Source organism: Nocardia sp. NPDC052316, assembly GCF_044547795.1.
Classification (GTDB): Bacteria; Actinomycetota; Actinomycetes; order Mycobacteriales; family Mycobacteriaceae; genus Nocardia.
The window spans coordinates 1-3,228 of the sequence record NZ_JBIUBB010000013.1 but is presented as its reverse complement, the minus strand read 5'-3'; the positions used below and the strand labels follow the sequence as shown (position 1 = coordinate 3,228).

Here is a 3,228-nt window from a genome sequence, read left to right as displayed (position 1 = left end):
TCTGTGTGTTGTTTCAGATACTGCACAGTGGACGCGTAGCTTCTTTGTTGGTAAGTCCTCGGCCGATTAGTACCAGTCACCTACACCCGTTACCGGGCTTCCAGTTCTGGCCTATCAACCCCATGGTCTGTGGGGGGCCTTAACCACTCGAAGGTGGTGAGAAACCTCATCTTGGAACAGGCTTCCCGCTTAGATGCTTTCAGCGGTTATCCCTTCCGAACGTAGCTAACCAGCGGTGCTCCTGGCGGAACAACTGGCACACCAGAGGTTCGTCCGTCCCGGTCCTCTCGTACTAGGGACAGCCTTCCTCAAGTTTCTGACGCGCGCGGCGGATAGAGACCGAACTGTCTCACGACGTTCTAAACCCAGCTCGCGTGCCGCTTTAATGGGCGAACAGCCCAACCCTTGGGACCTACTCCAGCCCCAGGATGCGACGAGCCGACATCGAGGTGCCAAACCATCCCGTCGATATGGACTCTTGGGGAAGATCAGCCTGTTATCCCCGGGGTACCTTTTATCCGTTGAGCGACACCGCTTCCACTTGCCGGTGCCGGATCACTAGTCCCGACTTTCGTCCCTGCTCGAGCTGTCGCTCTCACAGTCAAGCTCCCTTGTGCACTTGCACTCGACACCTGATTGCCAACCAGGCTGAGGGAACCTTTGGGCGCCTCCGTTACATTTTAGGAGGCAACCGCCCCAGTTAAACTACCCACCAGGCACTGTCCCTGAACCAGATCATGGTCCGAGGTTAGAAGTCCAATACGATCAGAGTGGTATTTCAACGATGACTCCACGAACACTGGCGTGCCCGCTTCACAGTCTCCCACCTATCCTACACAAACCGTACCGAACACCAATACCAAGCTATAGTGAAGGTCCCGGGGTCTTTTCGTCCTGCCGCGCGTAACGAGCATCTTTACTCGTAATGCAATTTCGCCGAGTCTGTGGTTGAGACAGCTGAGAAGTCGTTACGCCATTCGTGCAGGTCGGAACTTACCCGACAAGGAATTTCGCTACCTTAGGATGGTTATAGTTACCACCGCCGTTTACCGGGGCTTAAATTCTCAGCTTCGCACCCCAAAGGGCGCTAACCGGTCCTCTTAACCTTCCGGCACCGGGCAGGCGTCAGTCCGTATACATCGTCTTACGACTTCGCACGGACCTGTGTTTTTAGTAAACAGTCGCTTCTCACTGGTCTCTGCGACCACCCCCAGCTCAGGAAGCACGTTCCGTCACCAGAAATGGTCCCCCTTCTCCCGAAGTTACGGGGGCATTTTGCCGAGTTCCTTAACCACAGTTCTCTCGATCGCCTTAGTATTCTCTACCTGACCACCTGTGTCGGTTTGGGGTACGGGCCGTGTACCAACTCACTAGAGGCTTTTCTCGGCAGCATAGGATCACTGAATTCGCCTCAATCGGCTACGCATCACCTCTCAGGCTATATGCGGTGCGGATTTGCCTACACCACGCCCTACAGGCTTACACCAGTACAACCACTGACTGGCCCAGCTACCTTCCTGCGTCACCCCATCGCTTGACTACTACCAGCCGGGGTCATGTGCAGCCCCTCACTCGAGACCCGAAGGTCTTCTCGGAGGATTTGGACACTTAGCACAACTGATTCATCATGGGCGCGGATACACGGGTACGGGAATATCAACCCGTTGTCCATCGACTACGCCTGTCGGCCTCGCCTTAGGTCCCGACTCACCCTGGGCGGATTAACCTGGCCCAGGAACCCTTGGTCATTCGGCGGACGAGTTTCTCACTCGTCTTTCGCTACTCATGCCTGCATTCTCACTCGCGTCACCTCCACAACTGGTTCACACCGCTGCTTCCATGGTGACACGACGCTCCCCTACCCATCCACACCACTGGACACACCCCCGCAGGAATGTGCCGGTGTTAAGCGTGAATGCCGCGGCTTCGGCGGTGTACTTGAGCCCCGCTACATTGTCGGCGCAAAATCACTTGACCAGTGAGCTATTACGCACTCTTTCAAGGGTGGCTGCTTCTAAGCCAACCTCCTGGTTGTCTTCGCGACTTCACATCCTTTTCCACTTAGTACACGCTTAGGGGCCTTAGCCGGCGATCTGGGCTGTTTCCCTCTCGACTACGAAGCTTATCCCCCGCAGTCTCACTGCCACGCTCTCACACACCGGCATTCGGAGTTTGGCTGATTTCGGTAAGCTTGTAGGCCCCCTAGACCATCCAGTAGCTCTACCTCCGGCGTGAAACACGTGACGCTGCACCTAAATGCATTTCGGGGAGAACCAGCTATCACGGAGTTTGATTGGCCTTTCACCCCTACCCACAGCTCATCCCCTCAGTTTTCAACCTAAGTGGGTTCGGGCCTCCACGACGTCTTACCGTCGCTTCACCCTGGCCATGGGTAGATCACTCCGCTTCGGGTCTAGAACATGCGACTCCACCGCCCTATTCGGACTCGCTTTCGCTACGGCTACCCCACACGGGTTAACCTCGCCACATGCCACTAACTCGCAGGCTCATTCTTCAAAAGGCACGCCATCACCCACAGCCGACCAAACGACTCGCAGGCTTTGACGGATTGTAAGCGCACGGTTTCAGGTACTATTTCACTCCCCTCCCGGGGTACTTTTCACCTTTCCCTCACGGTACTAGTCCGCTATCGGTCACCAGGGAGTATTCAGGCTTACCGGGTGGTCCCGGCAGATTCACAGCAGATTTCACGGGCCCGCTGCTACTCGGGTACTCACTACAAGAGCCGTTGAGTTTTCGTCTACGGGATTCTCACCCTCTACGACAGGCCGTTCCAGACCACTTCGACTAACACAACGGTTTCTGACTCCCGCTCCATCCGGCAGAATGAAGAAAATGAGCCCCACTACCCCACATACACAACCCCTGCCGGGTATCACATGTACATGGTTTAGCCTCATCCGCTTTCGCTCGCCACTACTCACGGAATCACAATTGTTTTCTCTTCCTGTGGGTACTGAGATGTTTCACTTCCCCACGTTCCCTCCACACACCCTATATATTCAGATGCGGGTAACACGACATCACTCGTGCTGGGTTTCCCCATTCGGAAATCCTCGGATCTCAGCTCGGTTGACAGCTCCCCGAGGCTTATCGCAGCCTCCTACGTCCTTCATCGGCTCCTGGTGCCAAGGCATCCACCGTACGCTCTTAAACACTTACTAACAAAGATGCTCGCGTCCACTGTGCAGTTCTCAAACAACACAC

Annotated in this window: 1 rRNA gene; it reads right to left on the bottom strand. The window is 55.4% G+C overall.

Annotated features, from left to right (window positions below):
* Positions 1-46 precede the first annotated feature (46 nt).
* A 23S ribosomal RNA gene (locus tag ACIHA7_RS38735) occupies positions 47-3,185 on the bottom strand.
* Positions 3,186-3,228 lie beyond the last annotated feature (43 nt).